Source organism: Mesorhizobium sp. M0768 (assembly GCF_040320195.1).
Lineage (GTDB): Bacteria > Pseudomonadota > Alphaproteobacteria > Rhizobiales > Rhizobiaceae > Mesorhizobium.
This window is the reverse complement of record NZ_JAMYPD010000007.1, coordinates 62464-82416: the sequence shown is the minus strand read 5'-3', so window position 1 is coordinate 82416 and position 19953 is coordinate 62464. Positions and strand designations below refer to the sequence as shown.

The 19953-nt window shown below is 64.2% G+C and carries 26 protein-coding genes and 1 tRNA gene; 12 read left to right on the top strand and 15 right to left on the bottom strand.

All coding sequences use genetic code 11. From position 1 onward, the window contains the following. Nucleotides 1–122 precede the first annotated feature (122 nt). Nucleotides 123–827, top strand: coding sequence for a glutathione S-transferase family protein (locus tag NKI08_RS11865; RefSeq protein WP_352769391.1), 705 nt, complete (start codon nt 123–125; stop codon nt 825–827). A gap of 21 nt (nt 828–848) precedes the next feature. On the opposite strand, the gene NKI08_RS11860 is transcribed toward NKI08_RS11865, so the two are convergent. From NKI08_RS11860 to NKI08_RS11845, 4 genes are all read right to left on the bottom strand, one after another. After that, complete coding sequence (locus NKI08_RS11860; RefSeq protein WP_302893450.1) at nt 849–977, bottom strand: hypothetical protein; 129 nt, start codon at nt 975–977, stop codon at nt 849–851. Beyond that, nucleotides 964–1224 (bottom strand): hypothetical protein, encoded by a 261-nt coding sequence (locus NKI08_RS11855; RefSeq protein ID WP_352539907.1) that lies wholly within the window; start codon nt 1222–1224, stop codon nt 964–966. The genes NKI08_RS11860 and NKI08_RS11855 overlap by 14 nt, the downstream gene beginning before the upstream one ends. A 70-nt stretch (nt 1225–1294) precedes the next feature. Then, nucleotides 1295–1915: a nucleoside triphosphate hydrolase gene (locus tag NKI08_RS11850; protein ID WP_352539906.1), complete on the bottom strand. Its 621-nt coding sequence runs from the start codon at nt 1913–1915 to the stop codon at nt 1295–1297. Between the two features lie 76 nt (nt 1916–1991). Further along, nucleotides 1992–3098 (bottom strand): hypothetical protein, encoded by a 1107-nt coding sequence (locus tag NKI08_RS11845; protein ID WP_352769387.1) that lies wholly within the window; start codon nt 3096–3098, stop codon nt 1992–1994. Nucleotides 3099–3331: 233 nt separating this feature from the next. On the opposite strand from NKI08_RS11845, the gene NKI08_RS11840 reads away from it, so the two are divergent. After that, nucleotides 3332–4222 carry a D-alanyl-D-alanine carboxypeptidase family protein gene (locus NKI08_RS11840; RefSeq protein ID WP_352769384.1) on the top strand — a complete coding sequence of 297 codons (891 nt, stop codon included), beginning with the start codon at nt 3332–3334 and terminating at the stop codon, nt 4220–4222. Nucleotides 4223–4255: 33 nt separating this feature from the next. On the opposite strand, the gene NKI08_RS11835 is transcribed toward NKI08_RS11840, so the two are convergent. Next, complete coding sequence (locus NKI08_RS11835) at nt 4256–5062, bottom strand: AraC family transcriptional regulator (RefSeq protein WP_352769381.1); 807 nt, start codon at nt 5060–5062, stop codon at nt 4256–4258. Between the two features lie 197 nt (nt 5063–5259). Here NKI08_RS11835 and NKI08_RS11830 point away from each other — a divergent pair, with 197 nt between their 5' ends. The 5 genes from NKI08_RS11830 (at nt 5260) to NKI08_RS11810 (ending at nt 8412) form a co-directional block, all read left to right on the top strand. After that, the gene (locus NKI08_RS11830) at nt 5260–6180 is read left to right on the top strand and encodes a zinc-binding dehydrogenase (protein WP_352769378.1); all 921 of its coding nucleotides are present in this window, start codon (nt 5260–5262) and stop codon (nt 6178–6180) included. Nucleotides 6181–6343: 163 nt separating this feature from the next. Then, nucleotides 6344–6420, top strand: a tRNA-Arg gene (locus tag NKI08_RS11825). A gap of 246 nt (nt 6421–6666) precedes the next feature. Beyond that, nucleotides 6667–7656 (top strand): DUF2332 domain-containing protein, encoded by a 990-nt coding sequence (locus NKI08_RS11820; RefSeq protein WP_352769375.1) that lies wholly within the window; start codon nt 6667–6669, stop codon nt 7654–7656. A gap of 274 nt (nt 7657–7930) precedes the next feature. After that, nucleotides 7931–8140: a hypothetical protein gene (locus NKI08_RS11815; RefSeq protein ID WP_352474763.1), complete on the top strand. Its 210-nt coding sequence runs from the start codon at nt 7931–7933 to the stop codon at nt 8138–8140. 38 nt (nt 8141–8178) lie between these two features. Next, nucleotides 8179–8412, top strand: a complete 234-nt coding sequence (locus tag NKI08_RS11810) for a hypothetical protein (RefSeq protein ID WP_352539901.1) — start codon at nt 8179–8181, stop codon at nt 8410–8412. A gap of 106 nt (nt 8413–8518) precedes the next feature. Here NKI08_RS11810 and NKI08_RS11805 read toward each other — a convergent pair whose 3' ends face one another. The 3 genes from NKI08_RS11805 to NKI08_RS11795 all read right to left on the bottom strand — a co-directional run bounded on the left by NKI08_RS11805 (nt 8519) and on the right by NKI08_RS11795 (nt 10783). Beyond that, complete coding sequence (locus NKI08_RS11805) at nt 8519–8833, bottom strand: hypothetical protein (RefSeq protein ID WP_352540042.1); 315 nt, start codon at nt 8831–8833, stop codon at nt 8519–8521. 73 nt (nt 8834–8906) lie between these two features. Next, the gene (locus NKI08_RS11800; protein WP_352769371.1) at nt 8907–10205 is read right to left on the bottom strand and encodes a cytochrome P450; all 1299 of its coding nucleotides are present in this window, start codon (nt 10203–10205) and stop codon (nt 8907–8909) included. Nucleotides 10206–10255: 50 nt separating this feature from the next. Continuing rightward, entirely contained in the window at nt 10256–10783 is a 528-nt protein-coding gene (locus NKI08_RS11795; protein ID WP_352539899.1) for a metallophosphoesterase, read from the bottom strand. 242 nt (nt 10784–11025) lie between these two features. On the opposite strand from NKI08_RS11795, the gene NKI08_RS11790 reads away from it, so the two are divergent. Together NKI08_RS11790 and NKI08_RS11785 are read left to right on the top strand one after the other, a co-directional pair. Further along, nucleotides 11026–11355, top strand: a complete 330-nt coding sequence (locus NKI08_RS11790) for a hypothetical protein (RefSeq protein WP_352539898.1) — start codon at nt 11026–11028, stop codon at nt 11353–11355. Between the two features lie 94 nt (nt 11356–11449). After that, nucleotides 11450–11998, top strand: a complete 549-nt coding sequence (locus NKI08_RS11785; RefSeq protein WP_352539897.1) for a DNA-3-methyladenine glycosylase — start codon at nt 11450–11452, stop codon at nt 11996–11998. Between the two features lie 33 nt (nt 11999–12031). Here the strand turns inward: NKI08_RS11785 and NKI08_RS11780 are convergent, their stop codons facing one another. Then, nucleotides 12032–12454: a DUF3606 domain-containing protein gene (locus NKI08_RS11780; RefSeq protein ID WP_352539896.1), complete on the bottom strand. Its 423-nt coding sequence runs from the start codon at nt 12452–12454 to the stop codon at nt 12032–12034. Nucleotides 12455–12477: 23 nt separating this feature from the next. On the opposite strand from NKI08_RS11780, the gene NKI08_RS11775 reads away from it, so the two are divergent. Both NKI08_RS11775 and NKI08_RS11770 read left to right on the top strand, forming a co-directional pair. Then, nucleotides 12478–12996 (top strand): EF-hand domain-containing protein, encoded by a 519-nt coding sequence (locus NKI08_RS11775; RefSeq protein ID WP_352769366.1) that lies wholly within the window; start codon nt 12478–12480, stop codon nt 12994–12996. 170 nt (nt 12997–13166) lie between these two features. Further along, nucleotides 13167–13508: an antibiotic biosynthesis monooxygenase family protein gene (locus NKI08_RS11770; RefSeq protein WP_352539894.1), complete on the top strand. Its 342-nt coding sequence runs from the start codon at nt 13167–13169 to the stop codon at nt 13506–13508. Nucleotides 13509–13534: 26 nt separating this feature from the next. Here NKI08_RS11770 and NKI08_RS11765 read toward each other — a convergent pair whose 3' ends face one another. Further along, a complete protein-coding gene (locus tag NKI08_RS11765) occupies nt 13535–14368 on the bottom strand; it encodes an SMP-30/gluconolactonase/LRE family protein (RefSeq protein ID WP_352501148.1) in 834 nt (277 codons plus the stop codon). A 26-nt stretch (nt 14369–14394) separates the two neighbouring features. On the opposite strand from NKI08_RS11765, the gene NKI08_RS11760 reads away from it, so the two are divergent. Continuing rightward, nucleotides 14395–14553, top strand: coding sequence for a hypothetical protein (locus NKI08_RS11760; RefSeq protein WP_352769362.1), 159 nt, complete (start codon nt 14395–14397; stop codon nt 14551–14553). 35 nt (nt 14554–14588) lie between these two features. Here NKI08_RS11760 and NKI08_RS11755 read toward each other — a convergent pair whose 3' ends face one another. From NKI08_RS11755 to NKI08_RS11735, 5 genes are read right to left on the bottom strand one after another with little or no spacing between them, the layout of a single operon-like run. Then, nucleotides 14589–16094 (bottom strand): CoA-transferase, encoded by a 1506-nt coding sequence (locus tag NKI08_RS11755; RefSeq protein ID WP_352769359.1) that lies wholly within the window; start codon nt 16092–16094, stop codon nt 14589–14591. A gap of 56 nt (nt 16095–16150) precedes the next feature. Then, the gene (locus NKI08_RS11750; RefSeq protein ID WP_352769357.1) at nt 16151–16933 is read right to left on the bottom strand and encodes an enoyl-CoA hydratase/isomerase family protein; all 783 of its coding nucleotides are present in this window, start codon (nt 16931–16933) and stop codon (nt 16151–16153) included. A 2-nt stretch (nt 16934–16935) separates the two neighbouring features. Then, nucleotides 16936–18141: a CaiB/BaiF CoA transferase family protein gene (locus NKI08_RS11745; RefSeq protein ID WP_352769354.1), complete on the bottom strand. Its 1206-nt coding sequence runs from the start codon at nt 18139–18141 to the stop codon at nt 16936–16938. 18 nt (nt 18142–18159) lie between these two features. Beyond that, nucleotides 18160–18945 (bottom strand): SDR family NAD(P)-dependent oxidoreductase, encoded by a 786-nt coding sequence (locus NKI08_RS11740; RefSeq protein ID WP_352769351.1) that lies wholly within the window; start codon nt 18943–18945, stop codon nt 18160–18162. 1 nt (nt 18946) lies between these two features. Then, nucleotides 18947–19942 carry an ABC transporter permease gene (locus NKI08_RS11735; RefSeq protein WP_352769348.1) on the bottom strand — a complete coding sequence of 332 codons (996 nt, stop codon included), beginning with the start codon at nt 19940–19942 and terminating at the stop codon, nt 18947–18949. Between the last annotated feature and the right edge of the window lie 11 nt (nt 19943–19953).

Below are 19953 nucleotides of genomic sequence, written 5' to 3'. Positions count from 1 at the left end.
GGGTCCTTCACCGGGGCCGGCGAAACTTTCCATGCGCATATTGATCGCGCCAGGCGTCGCGCCTAACTCTCTGCGACCCGCCATGACCGTGCCGCTCGGCGCGGTCCCTACCAGGAGTTTCGATGACCGATCTGTCCGCGTTTCCGATTGCCAGGCGCTGGCCGGCGAGCCACCCCGACCGCATCCAGCTTTATTCGTTTCCGACGCCGAACGGGGTGAAGATATCGATCGCGCTGGAGGAACTTGGCCTGCCTTACGAGCCGCATGCCGTCGATATCGGCAAGAACGAGAGCTGGACCCCGGAATTCCTGTCTTTGAACCCGAACGGCAAGATACCGGCGATGATCGATCCGGACGGCCCGGGCGGCAAGCCGATCGGCTTGTTCGAATCCGGCGCCATCCTGCTTTATCTCAGCGACAAGACCGGCAAGCTGGTCCCGGCAGACGCGACGCTGCGTTATGAGACGATCCAGTGGGTGTTCTTCCAGATGGCTTCGATCGGGCCGATGTTCGGCCAAGTCGGATTCTTCCACAAATTCGCTGGGCGCGAAATCGCCGACAAGCGCCCACTGGAACGTTATCGCGACGAGTCGCGACGGCTGATCGGCGTCGTCGAAACGAGGCTCAAGGGCCGCAGCTGGATCATGGGCGACGATTACACCATCGCAGACATTTCGATGCTTGGGTGGGTGCGCAATCTGATCGGCTTCTACGAGGCGCGGGAACTCGTCGGTTTCGACGATTTCCCCAGCGTGGGCGCATGGCTGGAGCGTGGCCTCGCCCGACCGGCGGTGCAGAGGGGCCTCACCATTCCGGCCAGAAGCTGATCTTACGTCGATTCCGCTCGGCTATTTTGCCTTGGTCCGGGGCTTTGAGCCGCCCTTGCCGACTACGGAAGCAGCAAGCGACGCCGCACCTTTGGCGGTGGCAAGCACGGCACCGGCGGCGACATTGGCCGTTGCTTTAACAGTGCGCATTGCGCTGCCTGCGATCGATCCTCTGCTGCTTGCCGATCTTTTGGGCTTGGGTGCAGCGGCTTTGGCCGCGGCAGGCATCACCTTTTTCGGCGCCGCCTTGCCAAAGCTGGGCTTTGCCGCATCCTTGGAGCGGGCCGCTGCTGCCGGGCCGGCGCTGGTTTTCACTCGAGTGGCTTTTGATCGTGTTGCCCTGCCCTTGGCGGGCGCAGGCTTTCTTGCCATGGTTTCCATCGAACGGTTCCCTCATGGGCACAATTGCCGTGTCCGGGATAACGGCCTGAAACTGGCAAGGTTCCGGCCGGGCGGTTCCTTGCAAGTCAGGCCAGGTCGCCGACCACCAGGTCGGCGGGCCGCCGACGGGCAAGCACGCGGTCGATGTTCGGCATATCGTTAGAGGCGATCCAGGCGCGCGCGTCCTCGTCGGAGCGGCCGTGCTCGTGCCATCGCGCCAGCAGTCGGCGCTCGAGCTCGGCGCGCGGCACATCGACGAAGATCGAGAAGTCGAACAGCGGCGCCAGCCGCGTCCAGGGTTCCTCGTCGAGCAGCAGATAATTGCCTTCGACCAGGATGAATTTGGTGTCGGCGGCGACAATCGCAGCGGCGGCGCGCGACAGCTCCATGCTGCGGTCGAAGACCGGGATGGCGATATCCGGCTCGCCGGCGCGGATGCGCTTCAGCAGCGCTTCGAAGCCGGCAAAATCAAAGGTTTCCGGAGCACCTTTTCGCGCGCGAAGGCCGCGTCGATCGAGCACGACGTCATCGTAATGGAAGCCATCCATCGGCACGACTTCCGCCGTGCCTTCCGGCAGCAGGTCGTGCAAGCCTGCCGACAATGTCGACTTGCCGGCGCCGGGCGGACCGGCAATGGCAACGATGAAGCGCGGCGCCTTGCCGGCGCGCTTGAAAATGGCAGCAGCGATATGGGCGATTTCTGACATTGGCCCCCTTACGGTGGTTCTGGCGCATTTTGGCGGCAGTTTTCGGAAATTTCAAACGCCGGCTTGTGCCAAGCCTTCAATCGGGCCTGGATTGGCCGATCGGCAGGAAATCGCCGTCGAAGCCGATGTCGCGCACGGCACCGTCAGCCGCCAGGATGCGCATGCGGCCCGGCGAGGTCGTGACGTCGTGCGGCGGCTCGCCGGATGGCCATGGCAGTGCGCCGATGACATGGCGGAACGAAAAGCGGCGCCCTTCGGAAAGGGCAAAGGCGGTCGCCACGCCTTCGCGCTTCAGCCAATTGTCGCCGAGCGATGCGGCGTGGCCGACGGCCGTGCGGCCGTCCTCGATGCCGAGCACGCCGCGGTGGCGGCTACTCCATGGCGCATAATCGCGCCCGCCATTGCTGACCCACAGCATGGTGACCGGCAGTTCGGCCGGGTTCTTCAGCACCAGCACGAGATCGGCTTCCGCCTGGCGCGCCAGCGCCGTCCAGCCCGGTCCGCCATGGTCGGCTTCGACCAGCGTGACGAAGTCCTCACGCAGCTGGTCCATGCGATAGGTGGTCAGGTCAATCGTGCCGCCGTCGGCAGCGGGAAAGCGCGTCAGGTCGGCGGTTCGCGCCGGGTAGGCGAGCAACGAGCGGCCGCGGGCCGGATCGGGCTCCGGCGCCTCACTCGGCGTTGCGGCAAGGCGCTTCGGCGAGAACGCTAGCCCGCCGCCGGCCGTCATCACCGTCATCGGGTGGTGGGCGACGGGAATGGCGCCGGCGCCGCCGGAAAAGACGTGCTCCTGATAGAGAAAGGGATGATCGTCGCGCAAGGTCAGGATCTTGTCGACGGTTGCGCCCATGACCGGGCGCTGCAGGCGGAAGACGGCGCGCCAGCCGTCGGCCGTTGCCGCGCTGTCGACGACGTCCCAGCGACTATTTGCCGGCCAGCCATGCAAAGGTGCCGCTTCGACGTCGCTGATCGAGAAGGGTGCGCAGAGGAAATCGCCGGACAGGTGGACCGTCCCTTCGGGCAGGTCTTTCGGCAGCATCTCGCGCGGCTCGCCGACCCAGGGTGCGCGATGCAGCGGCTTCAGCCGGCGGCCATCGATATCGACCGTCATGTCGGCGAGATGGCCGACGGCAAGATCGACCGATACCGAAATGCCCTTCGCCGTGATCGTGACCGTATCCATGTGCACCTACCGATTCAGCCCGATTCTGGCGGCCCGATTCTGTCGGCGCCAGCAAAGCCCACTCGCCGCCGGTTGCGCAAGCGCGGTGGCCGGCAATTCACATCAGGCGGCGCCACGTCGGCCTGTGGACAGGGCACCGTTCGAGGGCCAGACCGATATTAACCAAATGGACTGTGCCTTTGCGTTAAGATAGCTTCGCCTCGTCTCAGAAACTGCCTGCCTTCGGAACTGACTTGTCCGCCTTCCGGTTCTTTTCGTCCATCCACAAATGCGTCGCTGTGCTGGCGCTGCTGCTGTTTGCTGCCGGCTGCACGACTGTCACGCCGCCCGACAGCGTGCTGGCGGTACCGGCGCCGCCGCAGAAATATGCCGCCATGGTCATCGATGCCGGCACCGGCAAGACGCTGTTCGAGGTCAACTCGACGGCGCCGCGCTATCCGGCGTCGCTGACCAAGATGATGACGCTCTACCTCCTGTTCGAGGCGCTGGATTCTGGCCGCATCAGCAAGGAGACACAAGTTCCGGTGTCGGACAACGCCGCCCGGCAGCCGCCGACCAAGCTGCGGTTCAGGCGCGGCGAGACCATCGACGTCGATTCGGCGATCCGCGCCATCGTCGTCAAATCGGCCAATGACGTGGCGGTCGCCGTTGCCGAATATCTCGGCGGCAGCGAAGAGGCGTTCGCCGGCATGATGACCGCCAAGGCGCGCCAGATCGGCATGAGCAGCACCGTATTCCGCAATGCCTCGGGCCTGCCGGACGGTGACCAGCACACCAGCGCGCGCGACATGGCGGTGCTCGGCATGGCGCTGCACACCCGCTTCCCGCAGCATTTCCACTATTTCTCCGAAAGCGACTTCATGTTCCGCGGCAGGCTGGTGCGCGGCCACAACGACATGCTCGGCCGGGTGCGCGGCGTCGACGGCATCAAGACCGGCTACATCAGGGCTTCGGGCTTCAACATCGTCACCTCCTATAATGCAGACGGGCACAGGCTGATCATCGTGGTGATGGGCGCCGACAGCGCGCGCCAGCGCAACGACCACGTCGAGGCGCTGATCCAGCGCAGCCTGTTGCCGACCTCCGAGGCAAAGACGCGGCTGCTGTACGCCGAGGAGCAGTGAGAGGTGACGTCCGAGTGTTGACCGCGTACGGGTTCAGGCGACAAACGCAGAGCCGCCGTTTTGCGCGACACTGCTGAGATACTTTGCCGGCGGCTTGCCAAGCGCTTTCTTGAACATGGTGATGAAGGCGGTGACCGATTCGTAACCGAGATCGGCCGAAACCTGCTGCACGCTGGCGCCGGAGGCCAGCTCGCGCATTGCGACGATCAGGTGCAGTTGCTGGCGCCAGCGCCCGAAGGTCAGCCCTGTCTCTTTCACCACGAGACGTGCGAGACTGCTCTCGCTGAGCGCGACGCGACTAGCCCATTCCGCCAGGGTGCTGCGATCGGCAGGATCTTGCGCCAACGCCGCCGCGATGCGCCTCAAGCGCGGCTCGGACGAGATCGGCAAATGCAGCTGCTGGACAGGCATGCGCGGCAGTTCGGTGAGCAGAGCCCTGGTCAGGAGCTCGCCCCTCGCGTCATCGTCCTCAACGCGATCCGTCAGCTCTATGATGAGCTCGCGCAGCAACGGCGTGATCGAAAGCGTGCAGCACCGGTCCGGCAAGTCGGTAGCTCCCGGTTCGATATAGACGAAGAAAATCCGGGCATTGGCGGTCGCGATATTGCTGTGCTCCATGTCGCCGGGAATCCACACCGCGCAATGCGGCGGCACCATCCACAGGCCGCTGGGGACGCGACATGTGACGCCACCGCCCAGCGCGAAGACGAGTTGCCCTTTGTGGTGGTGGTGGTCCGGCACCTCCGCCCTGGTTTCGGTAACGTCAACGCGCACGGCGATTGCCGGGGCGAGGACATCGTCCGGGTCGAAAGGCCAGGGGTAGCGGAGAGGCTGTCTCATATTGACTGATTCTAGCGATCAACTGCCAAGATATCTAAATTACTCAAACAGGAAAGTCGATAGTTTAGGGCCTTAAGTAACTCAGAAGACGGCAGGGCGGGTTTCAGTGCCCTGCTCGCGTTCTGAACGTCGGACCAACAAGCCCGGCGCACGAAAACAGGCTGGCGTCCGCCACGCAGCAAGAAGGGACGATACCGATGCTCGCCTTGGTCACATCTTCCGACAGCGCCACCGGGTTGCGGCTCGCCGAGCTTGGTGAGCCCGAGCCCGCCCCGCATGAGGCGCTGGTCTCGGTCCGGGCAGTCTCGCTGAACCGCGGCGAACTGCGCCTGCTCAACATCCGTCCGAACGGCTGGGTGCCTGGCCAGGACGTCGCCGGAATTGTCGAGCGCGCCGCGGCCGACGGCTCCGGGCCGGCCGTCGGCGCCAGGGTTGCGGCTCTGGTCGACGAGGCCGGGTGGGCCGAACGGGTCGCCGTTCCGACCGACCACCTCGCCGTCCTGCCGGACGACGTCAGCTTCGTCTCCGCCGCCACTGTTCCGGTCGCGGGCACGACCGCGCTGCGGACCCTGCGCCTCGGCGGTGACCTGGCCGGCCAGCGGGTCCTGATTACCGGCGCAAGCGGCGCGGTCGGCCGTTTCCAGATCCAGATCGCCCGCCAGCAGGACGCGTCGGTGGTGGCCGTCGCCGCTGAGCGGCATGCCGACGATCTCCGCGGCCTCGGAGCCGAGCGGGTCGTCGAAACGATCGAGCTGGCCGAAGGACTGTTCTCGCTGATCACCGAATCGGTGGGCGGCGATAGCCTCGCCCACGCGATCGAACGGATCGCGCCCGGCGGGACAGTCGTCATGTTCGGCTCGAGCAGCGGCGAACTCACGCCCATCGGCTTCCGCCAGTTCGTTCCGGGGCACGAAGGCGCTCGGCTGCAGACCTTCGCCTACTACGCCTCCGGTCCGGAGGTAGGCGCCGACATCGCCTCGCTGCTCGCGCCGATCGCAGCCGGCCGGCTCGAAACGCGGGTGGTCCTCACCGTGCCGTGGCGGGACGTCGGTCAAGCCCTCGACGCGCTGCGGCAGCGCAGCATCAGCGGCAAGGCGGTGCTTACCGTGACCGAATGAGCAGGCGGTGGCGGCGGACGGGACGGTGTCTGTCTCCCCCGGGCTGCTACGGCAGTTTGAGCCCGCTGGCGATTGCCCGTTGAAGCCGGCGCCTGCTTCCGCTAAGAAGCCGTGGCTGGCCGGTTTACCGGCTGGTTCGTTTTTGGGATCACCGATCCTGAAAGCACCCGTAGCTCAGCTGGATAGAGCGCTGCCCTCCGAAGGCAGAGGTCACAGGTTCGAATCCTGTCGGGTGCGCCAATCTCAAATGTCCAACCCGGAGACATGGGTTGCGGTTTATACCGGAGACATGGTGGACCGCACCCCTGGGCGAGACACCAGTTCCCCAGATTTTGGATTGCGCACAGCCTCCTAGCGCAACGGTTAAGCAGGCGACCGCGGGAAAGTCCGCGGGGGTCAAGCCTGTGTAAAAACGCCGGGCCTGGCTCCAGCCAGATCCGTGGATCGTGTACTGTGATGAGACGTTGGGACCGAGGATCAGCGAATATGGACGAGGAGGGCTTGGCCGAGATCTCAGCCCGATATATTCGCTTCGCCGATACGGAAGCTCGCGGTCGCTCGCCGCTCTACGAGGAGTTGGCTCGGGCAGTCGCTGGGGATCGGGAGGCACTCGGTTTCCTGTCGACTCTTCCGGACCTAAAGCGGCAACCGAACCTTCTACTTGCAGCGGTGCGTCACCTGTTCGGCACGCCGACAGGGTGGACCGAGCTTCGCCAGGCGCTTCAGGCTAATCCCGACGCTATCCGCTCGCTCATGCTCGAGCGCTCAACGCAAACCAACGAGCCGGGAAGATGCGCCACCCTGCTCCCCGTCCTGGCGCGTTTGCCGCAGCCGCTGGCCCTCATCGAGGTCGGGACCTCCGCAGGGCTCTGCCTCATGCCCGACCTCTACGGCTATGACTACGGACGCAAGGCGATCCGCGCACCTGCGATGGCCTTGGAGCCGCCTGTTTTCCGATGCCTCGCCAGCGAAACAACGCCATTGCCGACGGCCTTGCCGCAAGTCGTCTGGCGGGCGGGATTGGACCTGAGCCCGATAGATGCTTCGGACGACTCGCAAGTCGCATGGCTTGAGACACTGGTCTGGCCGGAACAGACAGCACGGCTTGCCAATCTCCGGGCGGCCCTAAAGATAGCTGCCACAGTCAAGCCTCGGGTGGTGAAGGGCGACCTGCGCGGGAGCGACCTCGTGCAACTCTGCAACGAAGCGCCAAACGACGCTACACTCGTCATCTTTCACACAGCCGTCCTCGACTATGTCTCCGACCTTGGTGACAGAGAAGCTTTCGCCGAGCAGGCGATGCGTCTCTCGCCTTATTGGGTATCGAACGAGTTCCCTCGCGTCTTCCCGTCCATCGCCACACGCGCCGGAACAAGCTGGCCGCCTGGCCGCTTCCTCCTATCTGCGAACAGCTTCCCTGTAGCTTGGACTGACCCGCATGGCGCCTCGCTCGAATGGATCGCGGACGAGGCGTAGGCTATAGGTCGTGGATTGCCGTCCTTGGCCAGAGACGCCATCAGTTCTCAGTTTCATCAATGCTCGTCTGCCACTGCTTGCGTCTTGAATTCGCGGCAAGCGCCCTTCGGACTTGCTACCGGGCGGTTGAACCCAGGAACAGCGCGTTGGGCGCGCGAAGACCGCATCCGCAGTCGGGAACCACAGCTATCGGCAAGCCGTTTACGCTGCAAACCCGCCTGTCGATCCTCAGAGCCGGGCGAGTTCTCCGAGATCCACAAATTGGAGATTGATCATGACTAGCGCTGCCGACCGCGATCCGCGCCACCACACGCAGAAAATGCAGAAAAAGTTGGAGGAGGTGAAGCAGCACCTTCGCGAGGACATCGAGAAGGTCGATGAGCCGCAGCTGAAGGCGATGTTCGAGACGTCCGCCGAGGTGATCGGCGGTCTCCAGAAGGCGTTCCAGGACTATGAACAGAAGAATGAACCCGCTTGGCGTTAAACGGCTTCTTCGCGGGTAGGTTTCAAAGGAGCGCCCCCGTGCCTGCACCACCTGAAATGGATGTCGTCCTCGAAAAGCTGCCTTTGAGGATCGGCGCCTATATCCCCGACGACTTGCTGGAGGACTGGTTTGCGCCGGGAACCGGCATGAACCCGGTCAGCAAGGAGGCGCTTGCCGCCGCCAAGAACTACGGCTGGCGCTTCGAATGCGAGTTCAAGCACTACCCCGAACGCAAGGAAGGCGTGTTCTGGAAGTGGGTGCCGGCGATCTGACCGCCGCTGGACGGTTCATCGTTCCGCGGAAACGCAGAACCGGTCTATCGTATTGTTTGACGCAAATACCGGACGGAAAACCGCTTCACACTTTTCCTGGAATTGCTCAGCCTCCGCCTATCGGCGTCGTCACCTTGCCGGTTCCGCCGCATTCGGGGCAGGTGCGGCCGTCGATCATGCCTGACCCTGCACAGCGGCGGCAAATATTCTCGCCAGCGCCTGGAGTGCCTGCGGGGACTTCGTCCGTGTTGGTCTGACCGGCTTGCCGGGGCTTGCCCTGCAGCTTGTTTCTCAGCCGGGCGACCCAGCCTTCGTCGACCTCGAGCGGCCTGCTGCTATCGTCCGGCAGGCCTTCGCCGGATTGGCCGATGGTTTCATTGCGCGGCCGGTCGTTCGCGCCTGTCGTGATCTTCTGAGCCATTGCGTTTGCCTTTACGCCTTGCAATTTTCGAACGCCTCAGCTCCGCAGAGGTTCCGGTTCGACCGGCAGCCTTTCAGCGGGGTGTTTGCCGCACATTATCTATCCTGAACCCGGATTTCGGCCGCGCCGGCATGCGGGCAAGCGAGACGGTCATATCCTGATCAGGCACCTGGTAGGCCATCGACCGCGTCAGCAGGCGAACCGCGTCCATGATCAGCGCGACGGTGACGGCTTCTCCGGGGCAGCGATGGGTAGTCGCCGGATCTCCGCCGCCATGCGGGATGAAGTCGAAGCCGTGGGTTTTCCAGCTCAAGCCGCGCTCCGGGATAAATCGGTCCGGCTCCACAAACAGGCGCGGATCATGGTTGGTGCCGTGCAGGTCGAGCAGGACCCAGTCGCCTTGGTGGAAACGGTAGCCCTTCCATTCGAAGGGGTGGCGGGCGCGGCCGCCGATGAACGGGAAGAACGGGTAGAGCCGGCGAATCTCCTCGGCGAAGGCTTCCAGCCCGTCGTCATCGCCGGCGGCGAACTTGTCATAGCATTGGCGGTGCTGGTGAAGCGCCAGCGCCGCAAACATGATGAAGCGGCCGATGGCGACGATTGGACGGATAATGTTGATGATTTCGACCGCGGCACTGGCAAGATCGAGCGGCATTCCCTCGGCATCGACATGTTCGCTGACCAGGCGGACCGGGCTGTTTGCCGGCAAATCAAGCGCGCCGCTTCGAACGCGCCGTACAAGCTCGCCGATAGTGCGTTCGGTCCGGCGTCGCCGCCACAGCGCCAGCACGGTCGACGGCCCAATGCCGCCGGCGTTCTCGACCATGCCGCTGAGCTCGCGGCAGAGTTCGGCGCGATCCTTGTCGGCGGGGATGCCGGCCCAAGCCGCTGCCGCCTGGGTCAGGACGAGGTTTACGGCGTCGAACAGGACGATCTCGTCACGCCGCTGCCAGTCTTCCAGCTGGTCGAGCCAGGCGCGACGGAAGGTTGCGCGGAGCCGCTCGATCTGGTCACCATCCAACAGGATCGACAGGAAAAGCGCCTTGCGGTGGCGGTGAGCGGCGCCGTCGAGCGCCTGGACGCTGCCCTTGTCCTGCAGCAGACGCAGCGTGGTCTGCGGCATCGCACCAATTCGGGTGAAGTGGTCGCCGCCATAAAACATCTCGGCAGCCTCGGCACCACGGACACAGATTGCCGGCCGCAGCATCAGGCGCGTCGCAAAGATGTCGGTGTTCATGCGCCGGCAGCGGGCCGAAATGAAGTCATAGCCCTCACGCAGCAGGGCCAAGGTGCTGTCGAACGCGGCATCGCGCGGGATGGGCTTTGCGACACGCTTGCCGCCGTCGGCATCGATCAGTTCACGTCTGTTCATGGCGTGCTCCCTGGCGTTGAAATTCCTCAACGCACGGCCGGCACTTTCGATCACTCGACTTTTTGACGGCTTTGCCGCGCCGCCCTTCGGCCGCGGCTGGCAAGGATGGTGGTCAGCGTGACCGGACGAAAATCCCAGCTGTCGACGCCGACGTCATACTGGCGCGTGACCGGGGTCAGCCTGCCGTGGGAATGGCCATGCAGGTCGATCGATTTCCTGCCGATCTGGTTCCAGGTGCGAAAAGGGTAGTGACAAAGGATCAGCAGACTGCCGTCGAGCGCCAGCTCCTTGTAGTGTTGCGTGCTCGCCCAACCTGTGGCCTCGATGGTGGCCGCAGCATCGTTGTTGCCGATGATCAAATGCTTGCTGCCATGAAGAGACGCCAGAAGCGACGACACGAACGCGGCCGATCCCCTGGCAAAATCGCCGAGATGCCAGACCTCGTCGTCCGGCCCGACAGTCTCGTTCCAGAACGCAACGAGCGACCGGTCATGTTCCGCCAGCGAGCCGAACGGGCGGCGGTCGATGCGCAAAATGCGCGGGTCGCTGAAATGCGTGTCGGCGGTGAAGTAGATCATGCGCTGGAGCCTGTTTCGAACTGCCGATCTGGGCGCGTGGCGCACCAAGTCCATGTTGCTCTCCCGATGCTTGCTCAACCCGCTCGATCGCCGGTTGTTCCTGGAAGCAGGCCCAGGCGGTTTCCGCTCGTTGGCACTTTGAAACGGGGGAACTTTGAACCGGGGAATTTTGAAACGGGGGAACTTTGAAATGAGACGCAGGTTAGAATGCTTGAGGCCGATGCTCTGAAAGGACCTCGACGATGACCGACGCAGCACCTCTTGGGCGAAGCCCGGCTCAAGCGCGGGGCGATATCGACGCCGGGCGCGAAGGGGACAAGACCCCGGGCATCGATCCGGCTGCGGCTCCCATGGAGACCGACGCGGAATCAGCCGGCAACGCTCCGCCGAAGAGCCCTGCCGCGCGCCATGAAACGGCGAAGTTTACCAACCAGGCGAGCTATGCCAATGCGATGCGCCCGCTGACGGATGAGCCCGACGTCCAACCGAGCAGATATTGGCCGGTGCTGGTGATTGCCGCCATCGTCGTGCTGGCCGCGGCGGTTTTCATCGGCGCAGCCATGCTGCGCTGAATACCTTCATCCGAGAGCTGTGGCTGGACATTTCGTGTCCGGTCCGGGAACTTGCTGACGCGCCAGGTCCAGGCGCGATCGAGTCTGCCGCACAATGACCACGACCCATCGTTTCTTTGCCCGTGACGCCACCACCGTGGCGCGCGACATGATTGGCGCCTCGCTGCTCTTGCACGGCGTTGGCGGCATCATCGTCGAGACCGAGGCCTATCGCCCGGATGACCCGGCTTCGCATGCGTTCGGTGGCAGGACGGTGCGCAACGGCGCAATGTTCGGCGCCCCAGGCAGCGCGTATGTCTATCGCTCCTATGGCCTGCATTGGTGCCTCAATGCCGTGTGCCTGCCCGGCAGTGCCGTGCTTGTCCGCGCAATCGAACCGCAATCCGGGCTGGAGGTGATGCGGGCCAATCGCGGCGTTGACGATCCCCGGCTGCTTTGTTCGGGACCGGGTCGCCTTTGCCAGGCGCTGGCAATCGACAAATCCCATGACGGGCTGCCGCTGGACGTGCCGCCATTCGAATTCAGGCAGCCGGGCGACGCCAGCGCCGTTCTGACAGGCCGCCGGATCGGCATTTCCAAGGCTGTCGATGCAGAGTGGCGGTTCGGCCTGCGCGGCTCGGACTATTTGAGCCGCAAGTTCTGACGCCCGCGGCAGCGGCAGAGCAGTTGCCTGGCATCACTCGTCGGGTTTGCCGAGATGCATGGGTGTCGCCTGCTGGCGGGCTTCCCTGGTCACCTCGTCGGCTCCGGCAGGTGAAATCCCTCGCAATGCCTTCGCAGCTACGGTCAGGCGCCCGCGATCATTGCCGAAGCTCTTGATCAGCTGGCGGACCTGATCGGCGGTGATGCCGTTCTGTTGGGCAAAATACTCGACTTCACGGTCGTCTTCCGTAGAAACGCGGTCGCGCTCGCGGAAATCTCGCTTGCTCTTATCGTCGGCCATTTTTTCCTCCTGGTGGAGCGTCGCATCCATCCATGGCAACGTGGACAACGAGCTTTCGTTGCCGCGATCGGGTGGACTTTTCCGCCGTTGTGCCGACTGCCCAGGAACCATGAGGCGAGCAGCCGGTTTGGCTTGGATGCAGACATATTCGGCCACAATTCATACCGATGGAGAATACGATGACGCTCGCAAGCAAAACCACTGTAATTGTCGCGGCGCTGGCCATGTTGGCCGCGCCGGCATTCGGCCAGACGAGCCCACCTGCGCCCGCCGCGCCGGCACCGGATCGTGGCGCCGAACCGTCGCCCGGAGTGATCGGGCAGAGCCAGGATGCCATGCGCGATATGATGCGCCAGATGATGACTGAGATGCTGGAGGAGAGAATGCAGGAAGATCGCGCGCCCTGGACAGAACGGCGAGGTCCCGACCGCTGGCATCGCGACTACAGGATGGGCCCGCCTGAGCGAGGGTGGGAGATGGGAGGGCGCGGCGGCATTCCACGCGGGATGCATGGCGCGAAGATGCGAGTGATGTTCGCCATAGTAGATGCGGACGGCGATGGCGCGCTTTCTCAGAGCGAAGTCCAGGATTTCGTCGGGCGAATATTCAACGCCGTCGATGAGGACGGTGACGGCAGCGTCGACATGCAGGAAATCCGGTCCTTCTTCCACGGAGGCGGCGCCGAGGATCAGGAGTAAGTCTCCTACCGGTCGGCAGGAGGCCTGTCTGGGGCAGCGCGAGCTCGTCGGCCGGGGAGGATAAAAAGTCGCCGGCAACTGGATACCAGGCTGCCAGCCGGGGAGATGCGTTCCTTGGCTGGCCTTGCCGAACGCCGCGGACCAATCAGACCAGCAGGAATTCATTGGCCATGACAGAGAAAGCTACAGAGAAATCCCCGACCATCGCTCGTATCTGGCGCGGCAGAACCGTGCCTGAAAAGGCGGATGCCTATGAGAGTTACAATTACGAGGCCGGCATCAAGCCGCTGATCGAGAAGGCCCTGGGCGTTCAGACCTTTCGCGAGGACACGACGACCCATTCGGAATTCGTGACGATCTCCTATTGGGAAAACGTCGAGGCGATGGCGGCGCTCACCGGCGGCGATCCGACAAAAATCCACCATCTCGAGCGGGACGAAGAGTTCCTGATCGAGCTGCCGTCGCGGGTGCAGGTGTTGCGCATCCGATCGAGTCACGGGCGGCTGGGATAGGGCAGCGCCGCCCGGTTCGGCCCGATCTAGGAAATCGCCGTCAAGTCGATTTCGGTGATGTGCCAGCGGCCGAGATTTGCGGTGTAGAGCTTGTCGCCCTTGAAAGCAATGTTGGTTGGGTGGGCGAGCGTCGTTGCCGCCGGATCCTCGATCAGCACCTCGAGCCCGCTATCCTTTCGCCAGCGATAGATACGGCTGGGCTCGTAGCATGAGATGAACAGCGACCCGTCCGGCGCCAAGGCGACGCCATCGGGAACGTTGCTCACGCCGTCCACGACGAGTTGGCGAGGTCCTGCCGTGCCGTCGGCACGGATTGGCACATAGCTGAGGCAGGCCGCATGGCTTTCCACGACGTAAAGCCCATCGCCACCCGGCGCCATCGCCATGCCGTTGGCGAAGGCCATGGTCTCGCTGCACCACAGGCCGCCTTCGCCGGTCTTCAAATCGTAGCGAAAAATGCCGGAGCGGTTGTCTTCGCCGAGGCTGTCCGACACGTAGAGCCAGCCGCGTGTCTCGTCGACGATCGGATAGTTCGGCACGCGGATGCCGGCCGAGGCGAAGCGCTGCATACCAGCCGTCGCGGCATCCCAGCGAAAGATCGCCGAATGTCTCAAATCGCATGCAAAACAGTTTCCCGCGCTATCGAAGGCGATGCCGAGCAGAAAGCCCTCCGTACCGCCCATGCGTTCGACCGAGCCGCCATCGGCGGCCAAGCGCAGCAGGTCGCCGGTTTCGGTGCCGCACCAGATCGAGCCGTCGCGATGGATGGCCACGCCTTCCGGATGGGCGATGCGCGGGCTGGTGAAGATGCCATCGAAGAAGACCCTCGCGGCCGACATTTCGAGCAACGGCTTTGCCATGCGCACCCCCTTCAATCCGGTGCAGTATGCGACCGCTGTGCGGCGATGCAGCGCTCGACCATCCGCCGGTCGGTGGCCAGGATCTCGGCGATCAGGGCGCTGCGCTCCCTGGCGCTGACGAATTCGAGGCGCCGCAGGCCGAGCGGGTCGATGCGGTTTCGCAGGATGTCGAGCGTCTCGTTTGAGGGTAGCGCAACTTCGTGGCAATCGGCATCGAATGTCAGGGCAAGCCGGTGGCATCCTGGAGCTGCTGGCGCGTCACGCACGGCATGGTCTCGATGACGGCCAATTGCCGGCTCTCCCCGTCGAGCCGAAACACGCAAAGGTCGGTGAACACCAATGCCGCGCCGGTCCGATAGCCCATCGGCTCGCGTTCGGCCTCAGTCAACAGGCCGCGCGCCGAGCTGGCAATCTCGACCGTCTCGACCAGCGACTGCACGGAATGGCGGGGGACGTAGAGCAGATAATCGCGATGCATGTTGGCGACGTCGGCCATGCCGCCTTGCCCGGGCAGCCGGATAAGGCTGCCGTCACACTTGCGCAGCGCAATGGTGTTGACGCGCCCACGGCGGTCGACCTGCGCGGCACCGACGATCTCATGCGTCACCGCGCCGGCCTGATAGTAGGTCGAATAGGTGTCGTCGCCGCCGGCATGCGCCACCGCCGTTTCGCAATCGAGGCTTTCGATCAGCGACAGGATCATCCGGCTCGGTGCTATGTCGAGATGGCCGCAACTCATGGTGGCGATGATCATGTCCGGCGCGTGCGTCGCTTTGGCCAGCCGGTAGGCGACATTGGCGAGCGGCGACACCGCGCCGGCACTGGCAAAGCTCTCATTGTCGAGCTCAGCGGCGATGCGGGCGGCGATGATCTCGTCGATGGACGCCTCCTTGTTGCCGTGCACGAGCCTGGGCATTGCGAGGACTGTTTCAGCGCCGACTTTTGCAGCGTCTTGAACCCGCTCCGGCACGCCTTCCGAAGGCATGCTCAGGCTGTCCGACAAAGGTATTTCCTTGGCCGCGAACGCCTCCGCTAACGCTTGATAGTCCGTCACATAGAATGGCAGGCAGGAGGCGGGATAGGCGCCGCCTGGTGCCAGCGCGATCGCCGACACCTGGTTGCGGGTCAAAATGCTCTGCCGACCATCATGCCGCAGCCCTCCGACCGGGACGATCTCCTCGACCGTCACCAGCACCTCGCGCGCCGCGCCGGCCAGGGCGAAATCCAGCGCCCGTGGTCCGATGATCTGGACATTGCCGCTCTCGTCGGCACGCTGGGCATGGACGACGAACGTATCGAGCCGCAAGGCCGGGATGATCCCGGTCGTGATTCCCGCGATCGGATCGGGCACGGCGATCGCACCCGGCACGCGCGCCAGCATGTCCGAACCCTCCGGAAGCTGAAACGGCATCGACGGCAGGTTCTGCTGCCCCGCCCGCAGCGCCTGGATCATGGCCAGCGCCGTCCAGTCGCGGACCGGCACGGCATTGGTCTCGGCAGCCGCGCGGAAGCGCGGCGGCAAGCCAAAAATATCGAGGCTGGAAAAGCAGATATCAACCTCCGCCACGGCATTCGCTTCGAGAAGCAGTTCGAGCGGCAGGCCGCCGGCCCAGCAGACATAGCGAAGATCCTTGACGCCCAAGCGGGCGATGGCCCGCAACAAGGCGATCGGCAGCCGGGCAAAATGATGGCCACCGACACCGAAGACGTCGCCGCCGCCGACCATCGCGGCCAGGCCCTCGACATCGGTGAAGCGCGGCCGGTTTTGCTTGACCAGGGATGTTATTGCCCAGCCTTCGGCCGCGCGGCGCTTTTTTCGGCGAACGCCTTCACCCGCTGCTGGCCGGTCTCGCTACGATAAAGCCCGCCCAGTACGTCGCGCTCCATGGCAAGGCCTTCCGCCAAGTCGCCCGACACGGCGTGCGCCGTCAGCGCCTTCAATGCCTCGATCGCGGCAGCCGGTTCGGCGGCTATCATGCCGGCGAGTTCCAGCGCCCGCGGCATCAGCTTTTCGGCGTCGACGACCTCGTTGACCAGCCCGGCGGCGAGCTCGGAAGCCGGCACGATGGCGCCGGTCATCAGCAAAAGGTTGGAGCGGTTGCGGCCGAGCTTCTGGACGCTGCGCTGCGTGCCGCCGCCGCCCGGGACCAGCCCGAGCTTGATCTCGGGCAGGCCGAGCTTCGCGAACTGGTTGGCGATGACGATGTCGCAGCACAGCACCAGCTCCATGCCGCCGCCGAGCGCAAAGCCATTGACCGCGGCGATGACCGGCTTGCGGTTGTTCTCGACCGCCGCATACATGCGCGTGCCGGCGGCCTGGAAGGCGTCGAACTCGATAGCCGTCTGGGCAGCGTATTCCTTGATGTCGGCGCCGGCCATGAAGCCGCGCCCCTCGCCGGTCACCACGATCGCGCCGACGCCGTCATCCTGCGACAGCGCTTCGAAAACCTCGGTGATCTCGCTTTGCATCAGCCGGTTCATGGCGTTGAGCTGATCGGCGCGCCGGAAGGTGACGACTGCGACGCGCCCGGATATTTCCAAGCTGAGTGTCTGGTAAACGCTCATCGTCAGGCAGCATCCACGGTCATATCGCCGGACGCCTCAAGCGCTGCAATCTCGCCGCTGGAGAGGCCGAACTCGGCCAGTATCTCGCGGCCATGCTGGCCGACCAGCGGTGCCGGCCGCTCTATGGTAGCCGGCGTCTCGCTCATCTTGACCGCCGGCGCGACCACCCTGACCTTGCCGCCGCGCGGATGATCGTAGCTGGTGATCATGCCCAGGTGCTTGACCTGCGGGTCCTCGGCTGCGCGCCTTATGTCCTTCACCTCGGCACACCAGATGTCGGCTGCCAGCAGCCGCGCCAGCAGGTCCTGCGTGGCAAACTTCCTGGTTTCGGCGTTGACCTTGTCGAACACCTCGTCGCGCCTGTCGAACAGCGTCTTCAGATCGTCGTAGACAGCAAGCTGCGGCGCCTCCAGCACTTCATACAGCGTCTTGAACGGGCTCATGGCGATCGACACATAGCCGCCGTCCTTCGCTTCATAGACGCCGAACGGCGCCTGCATGCCGGGGTGGCCGATGCCGGACTTCGGGCGCACGAAATCCTCGCCGAGATTGAGCACGGCGACATATTCCTGATTGAGATGCGCCAGCATGCCGGCGAGCAGATTGACCTCGATTTTCTGGCCCTTGCCGGTCTTCTCGCGATAGTAGAGCGCCGACAGGATGCCGTAGACCATGTTCATGGCGCCGATCTGGTCGGCCAGGCCGGCACCGGCCGGAACAGGAGCCTGATCGCCGCGGCCGGTGTTGGAGATCAGCCCGGACAATCCCTGGATCAGCATGTCCTGGCCGGGGCGCTCGACGTAGGGGCCCTCCTCGCCATAGCCGGAACCCGAGCAATAGATGATGGCGGGATTGACCGCCCTGAAATCCTCGTAGCCATAGCCGAGCCTGGCGAGCACGCCGGGGCGGAAATTCTGCACCACCACATCGGCCTTCTCAGCCATGTCCATGATGATGGCATGCACCTTGCGACTTTTCAGGTTGAGCGCGATGGAGCGCTTGTTGCGGTTCCAGGCGAGGAAATTCGGGCTTTCGGAGCCGCCGACCCATTTGGCGAAGAAGGTCATGCCGCGGAACATGTCGCCGGCGCCGGCACGCTCGATCTTGATGATGTCGGCGCCCATGTCGCCGAGCAGCTGCGTGGCGAACGGCCCTTGCAGCAGATGGCTGAAATCGAGAATGCGGACGCCTTCGAGGGCTTTGTTCATTTCATGTCTCGTTGGTTGTCAAAGCAGGTCGGGTACGTAGCGGGGTGCCGCGGTGAGGCCGCCGTCGACGCGCAGGTCGGTACCGGTGGTGAAGCCGGCGGCGTCGGAGGCCAGATAGACGGCGGCTTCGGCCACCTCGGACGGTTTGCCGATGCGGCCGAGCGGATGCATCTTGACCCAGGCTTTGGCGAGATTGCCGCCGATCTCCTTGACCAATTTGTCGTTCATCGGCGTGTTGATGGTGCCGGGCGAGATCGAGTTGACGCGGATGTTGAGCGGGCCGAACTCGACCGCCATCTGGCGCGTCATCGCCATCACCGCACCCTTGGCGCCGGCATAGGCGGTCCAGCCGTCGAGCCCGATATGCCCTTGTGCCGAGGCCATGTTGATGATCGAGCCCGATTTCTGCGCGATCATATGTGGCAGCGCAGATTTGCAGCCGCGGAACACGCTGGTAAGGTTGACCGCGATCAGCCGGTGCCACTGCTCGTCGCTCATTTCGTGAACCGGCATGCCGCCGATGGCGATGGCGGCATTGTTGACGAGAATATCGAGATGGCCGGTCTTGCCGACGGCTGCGTCGATCAGGGCGACGATGTCGGCCTCCTCCGCCACGTCGCAATGGATGTAGTCGGCGCGGTGGCCGGCGGCGCGCAGCTCGGCTGCGAATTTTTCACCCTTCTCGTCGGCGATGTCGCCGAGGAAGACGTGCGCGCCTTCCCTTGCCATCGCCTCGCTGATCGCGTGGCCGATGCCGTCGGCGGCGCCAGTGACGATTGCGGTTTTCCCTTTGAGACGATCCATATCAGCCTCCAATGGCGCGCCGGCGCTTTGCTTCGTCGAAGGCGACGGCGGCAATGATGATCATGCCGGTGATGACCAGTTGCCACTCGGTCGGCAGGCCGAGACCGCGCAGGCCGTTGGACAGGAACTGCAGGATCAGCACGCCGAGCGCCATGCCGGTCAGGCTGCCTATGCCGCCGGCAAGGCTCACCCCGCCGAGCACGGTGGCGGCGACGACCTGGAACTCGAAATTCAGCCCGGCCGTATGCTGCGCCGAACCGACGCGGGCTGCTAGGATGATGCCGGCTACCGTCGCCAGCAGCGCGCTGATGATGAAGCAGGTGAACTTGACGCGGCGCACGTCGTAACCCGCCAGCCGTGCCACTTCCGGATTGCCGCCGATGGCATAGATCTGCCGCCCGAACGGCCGGTGCTGCATCACGTAGGCGAAGACGGCGAGCAGGACGATGGCGATGACAGCCGAATAGGGAACGACGTTGAACAGGCGGCCGTCCGACAGCGCGATGAAGCTGTCGAGCGCGGCGTCGTCTGGAATAGCACGCTGGCCGGTATAGAGATAAACGCCGCCGCGCATGATGAACATCGTGCCCAGGGTCACGATCAGCGAGTTGATGCCGGCATAGGCCGTCAGATAGCCATTCACGACGCCGATGATCAGCCCGAACAGCAGCGCGCCGCTGATGCCGAGCAGCAGAGAATTCGTGTCGTTCATGATGATGATCAGCGGCAGTGCGATCGTCGCCAGCAGCGAGCCGATCGAGATGTCGACCTCGCCTGATATGAAGACGATGGCGCAGCCGATGCCGGCTGTCAGCGCCAGCGAAGCCTGACCGAGCACATTGGTGATGTTGCGCACGGAGAAGAAATTCTCGGCGGTGAAGGAAAAGAACGCGATCACCAGGATGAGGCAGAGGAGCAATGCCAATTCCTGCCGCGCGACGAGCCGCGCCAGCATGGACGGCCCAGCTTTCATGGAGTCGGTGCTTGCCAGGCTCATCGCTTGGTCCC

Bases quoted from the DNA above. Each gene is read 5' to 3' on its own strand.
- NKI08_RS11775 (WP_352769366.1), top strand. From the start codon at position 12,478: ATGACGCTCGCAAGCAAAACCACTGTAATTGTCGCGGCGCTGGCCATG.
- NKI08_RS11740 (WP_352769351.1), bottom strand. From the start codon at position 18,945: ATGGATCGTCTCAAAGGGAAAACCGCAATCGTCACTGGCGCCGCCGAC.
- NKI08_RS11850 (WP_352539906.1), bottom strand. From the start codon at position 1,915: ATGTCAGAAATCGCCCATATCGCTGCTGCCATTTTCAAGCGCGCCGGC.
- NKI08_RS11770 (WP_352539894.1), top strand. From the start codon at position 13,167: ATGACAGAGAAAGCTACAGAGAAATCCCCGACCATCGCTCGTATCTGG.
- NKI08_RS11845 (WP_352769387.1), bottom strand. From the start codon at position 3,098: ATGGATACGGTCACGATCACGGCGAAGGGCATTTCGGTATCGGTCGAT.
- NKI08_RS11750 (WP_352769357.1), bottom strand. From the start codon at position 16,933: ATGAGCGTTTACCAGACACTCAGCTTGGAAATATCCGGGCGCGTCGCA.
- NKI08_RS11785 (WP_352539897.1), top strand. From the start codon at position 11,450: ATGACCACGACCCATCGTTTCTTTGCCCGTGACGCCACCACCGTGGCG.
- NKI08_RS11855 (WP_352539907.1), bottom strand. From the start codon at position 1,224: ATGAGGGAACCGTTCGATGGAAACCATGGCAAGAAAGCCTGCGCCCGC.
- NKI08_RS11815 (WP_352474763.1), top strand. From the start codon at position 7,931: ATGACTAGCGCTGCCGACCGCGATCCGCGCCACCACACGCAGAAAATG.
- NKI08_RS11820 (WP_352769375.1), top strand. From the start codon at position 6,667: ATGGACGAGGAGGGCTTGGCCGAGATCTCAGCCCGATATATTCGCTTC.
- NKI08_RS11755 (WP_352769359.1), bottom strand. From the start codon at position 16,094: ATGGTCGGCGGCGGCGACGTCTTCGGTGTCGGTGGCCATCATTTTGCC.
- NKI08_RS11860 (WP_302893450.1), bottom strand. From the start codon at position 977: ATGCGCACTGTTAAAGCAACGGCCAATGTCGCCGCCGGTGCCGTGCTT.
- NKI08_RS11765 (WP_352501148.1), bottom strand. From the start codon at position 14,368: ATGGCAAAGCCGTTGCTCGAAATGTCGGCCGCGAGGGTCTTCTTCGAT.
- NKI08_RS11805 (WP_352540042.1), bottom strand. From the start codon at position 8,833: ATGGCTCAGAAGATCACGACAGGCGCGAACGACCGGCCGCGCAATGAA.
- NKI08_RS11745 (WP_352769354.1), bottom strand. From the start codon at position 18,141: ATGAACAAAGCCCTCGAAGGCGTCCGCATTCTCGATTTCAGCCATCTG.
- NKI08_RS11760 (WP_352769362.1), top strand. From the start codon at position 14,395: ATGCGACCGCTGTGCGGCGATGCAGCGCTCGACCATCCGCCGGTCGGT.
- NKI08_RS11790 (WP_352539898.1), top strand. From the start codon at position 11,026: ATGACCGACGCAGCACCTCTTGGGCGAAGCCCGGCTCAAGCGCGGGGC.
- NKI08_RS11865 (WP_352769391.1), top strand. From the start codon at position 123: ATGACCGATCTGTCCGCGTTTCCGATTGCCAGGCGCTGGCCGGCGAGC.
- NKI08_RS11735 (WP_352769348.1), bottom strand. From the start codon at position 19,942: ATGAGCCTGGCAAGCACCGACTCCATGAAAGCTGGGCCGTCCATGCTG.
- NKI08_RS11795 (WP_352539899.1), bottom strand. From the start codon at position 10,783: ATGATCTACTTCACCGCCGACACGCATTTCAGCGACCCGCGCATTTTG.
- NKI08_RS11800 (WP_352769371.1), bottom strand. From the start codon at position 10,205: ATGAACAGACGTGAACTGATCGATGCCGACGGCGGCAAGCGTGTCGCA.
- NKI08_RS11835 (WP_352769381.1), bottom strand. From the start codon at position 5,062: ATGAGACAGCCTCTCCGCTACCCCTGGCCTTTCGACCCGGACGATGTC.
- NKI08_RS11830 (WP_352769378.1), top strand. From the start codon at position 5,260: ATGCTCGCCTTGGTCACATCTTCCGACAGCGCCACCGGGTTGCGGCTC.